Source organism: Massilia sp. P2_C2, from assembly GCF_056404615.1.
This window is the reverse complement of record NZ_JBFUDR010000452.1, coordinates 1-3,606: the sequence shown is the minus strand read 5'-3', so window position 1 is coordinate 3,606 and position 3,606 is coordinate 1. Positions and strand designations below refer to the sequence as shown.

Below are 3,606 nucleotides of genomic sequence, written 5' to 3'. Positions count from 1 at the left end.
GTGTACTTCGTCGGCGAAGGACTGTATCAAGAAAGCGTCGCCATCCGACCGACAGAAAAGGACGGCGTGCTAAAGATCATCTTTTGCCATAAAGAGGTCGGCCAAATCGACCTCACCGCCGCTAAAATGACGACCAGGTAGTGTCACCCATGTCTCTAGACATGTGTTACCTATGTCCCTGTGCTAAACAGGGTGCCCACCCTACCGGACTGCGCCGGGTGGAGGCGATCGCGGCGCGCGCACGGCGCGCCGGTTCGCAATAGGAAGGTCCTACGCGTTGCCGGTGGCGACGGCGCGCTTCGGATCCGCCGTCCATTCGCTCCACGATCCCGGATACAGCGCCGCACCCGGCATCCCCGCCACTTCCAGCGCCAGCAGATTGTGGCAGGCCGTCACGCCGGAGCCGCACTGCATGATGGCCTGCTGCGGATCGCCCACCGCCACGCCCAGTTCCGCCTTCAGCTGTTCAGGTGCCTTGAAGCGGCCGTCGGCCTGCAGGTTGTCCTTGAAAAAGCGGTTCTGCGCGCCCGGGATATGGCCGCCGACGGGGTCGATCGTTTCGTTCTCGCCGCGGAAGCGGTCCGGCGAGCGCGCGTCGACGATCGTCCGGCCGCCGTGTTCCACGTTGTGCAGCACGGCTGCGACGTCGACCGTCGTCACGAGGGCGGGGCGGGCGTCGATGTTGCCGCGCGCGCGCGCGGGCGGCGTATCCGTGGCGACGGGCTGGCCGGCCGCCTGCCATGCGGGCAGGCCGCCATCCAGCACGGCGACGGCGGCAAGGCCGACCCAGCGCAACATCCACCACAGGCGCGCGGCGAACATGCCGCCGTGCGCGTCGTACGCGACGACCTGGGTGTCGGCATCGACGCCCCAGCCGCGCAGCAGTTCGATGAACGCGTCCTTCTCCGGCAGCGGATGGCGGCCGCGGAAGTTGCCGGCGGCGTCGCGCTTGGCACCCGACAGCTCGCTTTCCATGTCGGCGAAGAGGGCGCCCGGGATGTGGCCGGCCGCATAGGCGTCGCGGCCGGCGGCGAGGTTCATGAGGTCGTGGCGGCAGTCGACGACCACCCACTTGGGGTCGTTGACATGCGCGGCCAGTGCGGCGGGTTCGATCAGGGTCGTGTAGATGGACATGGTTCCTCTTATTCGCTGGCGATGGGGTCGGTTTCCTTGACGACGGCGCCGCGCGCCGTGCGCGTCGTATTGTAGAACGTCGCGGCGATTCCCGAGGCGAGGATCACGGCCATGCCCAGCCAGACGTGCCAGTCGAACACGTCGCCCCACAGGGCCATGCCCCACAGGCTGGAAAAGATGATGCCCGTGTACTGCAGGTTGGCGACGACGAGCACCTTGCCGATGCGGTAGGCGCGCGTCATCGCGATCTGGGCGAGCAGGCCGCTGCCGGCGATCAGCAGCAGCAGGCCGATGCCGTGCCACGATTGCGGGCGGAACGTGCTCATGCCGTTGCCGAGCAGCGAACCGATGAGGCCCGCGCAGCCCATCGTGACGGAGAAGTAGAACACGACGCGGTATTCCGGCTCGCCCATCTGGCCCAGGCGGCGCACCTGCAGGTAGGCCATCGCGGCGATCACGGACGAGGCGATGGCGACGACGCCACCGACCCATTCATGCGTCTCGACCGCGGGACGCAACACGAGCGTCACGCCGACAAAGCTCATCGTGATCGCCAGGGCCAGCGGCCATTCCGGCAGACCCCGGCCGCGCCACCAGCCGGTGATGAACATATACGTGGCGAGCCAGATCGGCGCCATGTAGTTGAGGGTGACGGCAGTGGCCAGCGGGAGCTTGCCGATCGCGAAGAACCACATCCACAGCGAGACGACGCCGACGACGCTGCGCCACAGATGCTCTTTCGGGAACGGGGTCTTGAACGAACCGCCCTGGAGGCGGATCATCGGGAACAGCAGCAGGGCACCGGTGAAACCCCGGTACATCACGATTTCCGAGGTCGAGTAGAGCGAGGAAGCCAGCTTCACTGCCGCGCCCATGGCGGCGAACAGGAAGCTGGCGAACAACATCCAGAGTGGGGCCATCAGAGACTAACCATCACATCCCCGGAGGAATATTGTCGATCCTGCTGCGATACCATTCGTGGAAGTGCTGCATGCCGTCTTCCATCGGCGACTGGTAAGGCCCGGCCTCGGTGACGCCGCGTTCCAGCAGCGCCTTGCGGCCGGCGTCCATGCGCAGGGCGATCTCGTCGTCCTCGACGCACGTTTCCATGTAGGCGGCGCGCTCGGCATCGACGAATCCGCGCTCGAACAGGACGAATTCTTCCGGGTAGTAGAACTCGACGACGTTGCGCGTCTTCTGCGGGCCCAGCGGCCACAGGGTGGACACGACCAGCACGTTCGGATACCACTCGACCATGATGTTCGGATACAGGGTCAGCCAGATCGCCCCGTACTTCGGCGCCTGCCCGTTGCTGAACTTCAGGACCTGTTCCTGCCATTTCCTGTAGGCCGGCGAACCGGATTTTTGCAGGCCGCGATGCACGCCCACGGTCTGGACGCTGTAGTCCGGACCGAATTCCCAGCGCAGGTCGTCGCAGCTGACGAAGTTGCCCAGGCCCGGGTGGAACGGTTCGACGTGGTAATCCTCCAGGTAGACCTCGATGAAAGTCTTCCAGTTGTAGTCGCAGTCGTGCACCTCGACGTGGTCGAACATATAGCCCGAGAAATCGAGATCCTTCGTCACGGACAATTTGCCCAGCTTGTCCATCACGTTGTAGCCGTTCTGCTCGAACAGCAGGCCGTTCCAGTTCTGCAGCGGCGTCCTGGACAGGTTCAGGCAAGGCGTATCCGCGAAATGCGGCGCGCCGATCAGTTCGCCCTTCAGGTCATAGGTCCAGCGGTGCAGGGGACAGACGATGTTCCTGGCGTTGCCGCGGCCATTGAACATCAGGGCCTGGCGGTGACGGCAGACGTTCGACAGCAATTCGATGCCCTGTGCGTTGCGCACCAGCATGCGACCCTCGTTCTCCGATTTCAGGGTCGCGAAATCGCCCGCTTCGGGAACCATCAACTCATGCCCGACGTAGCGGGGGCCCTTGAGAAACAATTGCTGCAATTCACGCTGCAGCAGCGCGTCGTCGAAGTAGACATTTACCGGAAGCTGGGCGAGCGAACGCGCCAGCTTGGCGTGGGTAGCCAGATCGGACATCCCAACCCCCCTTTACACAGATTTCAGCCAAAGAAGAGAAAGAATCCGAGAACCAGTATTTTTAGGGGAGCATCGAGAAACCGGCGCGAGCAGCACCATGGTTGAGTGCCATGCCCGTGCCGGCCGTACATGTACGGCTGCGCTTGAGGGCGTCGCATCCCGACCAACAGTGCTGCCGCTTATTCGGAGTTCTCGCTCCTTTAAAGAGCGGAATACGGTATTTCGGAGACAGAACCGGAGATTATAGCCTGTAAAAGACCATCCAGTCCCGGACCCGCGCGGGGTTGTGGTACATGGGTGTTCAAAAATTGCCTAAACGGCATCGTTTTCATGAACCCGAGACGCTTTGCGATAAAATGTATCCTTGCTTGCAAGTTGGCGGCGACAGGTGCACCGTTCATGTCGAAACAGGATTGTTTGTTT

General features: G+C 63.3%; 4 protein-coding genes. All 4 read right to left on the bottom strand.

What is annotated here, in order from left to right:
- Positions 1-270 precede the first annotated feature (270 nt).
- Positions 271-1,128: a sulfurtransferase gene (locus AC1DYX_RS29190; RefSeq protein WP_477265423.1), complete on the bottom strand. Its 858-nt coding sequence runs from the start codon at positions 1,126-1,128 to the stop codon at positions 271-273.
- 14 nt (positions 1,129-1,142) lie between these two features.
- Positions 1,143-2,054, bottom strand: a complete 912-nt coding sequence (locus AC1DYX_RS29185) for a DMT family transporter (protein WP_477265421.1) — start codon at positions 2,052-2,054, stop codon at positions 1,143-1,145.
- A 13-nt stretch (positions 2,055-2,067) separates the two neighbouring features.
- Complete coding sequence (locus AC1DYX_RS29180; protein ID WP_477265419.1) at positions 2,068-3,183, bottom strand: aromatic ring-hydroxylating oxygenase subunit alpha; 1,116 nt, start codon at positions 3,181-3,183, stop codon at positions 2,068-2,070.
- Between the two features lie 200 nt (positions 3,184-3,383).
- On the bottom strand, positions 3,384-3,606 hold a 223-nt coding region (locus AC1DYX_RS29175), incomplete at its 5' end, for a hypothetical protein (protein ID WP_477265417.1).

Coding starts and splice junctions, on each gene's coding strand:
- AC1DYX_RS29180 (WP_477265419.1), bottom strand. CDS start 3,183: ATGTCCGATCTGGCTACCCACGCCAAGCTGGCGCGTTCGCTCGCCCAG.
- AC1DYX_RS29185 (WP_477265421.1), bottom strand. CDS start 2,054: ATGGCCCCACTCTGGATGTTGTTCGCCAGCTTCCTGTTCGCCGCCATG.